1 rRNA gene is annotated in these 219 nt (G+C 54.3%); it reads left to right on the forward strand.

The features are described from left to right. Nucleotides 1-219: ribosomal RNA gene (locus IQP38_RS25540) — 16S ribosomal RNA — on the forward strand; the annotation flags it as partial.

Raw genomic sequence — 219 nt, forward strand, 5'->3', positions numbered from 1 at the left:
GTGGGGAATATTGCACAATGGGCGCAAGCCTGATGCAGCCATGCCGCGTGTGTGAAGAAGGCCTTCGGGTTGTAAAGCACTTTCAGTCGTGAGGAAGGCGGGTACGTTAATAGCGTATTCGTTTGACGTTAGCGACAGAAGAAGCACCGGCTAACTCCGTGCCAGCAGCCGCGGTAATACGGAGGGTGCGAGCGTTAATCGGAATTACTGGGCGTAAAG

It is taken from the genome of Vibrio sp. OPT41 (assembly GCF_015163595.1).
Classification (GTDB): domain Bacteria; phylum Pseudomonadota; class Gammaproteobacteria; order Enterobacterales; family Vibrionaceae; genus Vibrio; species Vibrio alginolyticus.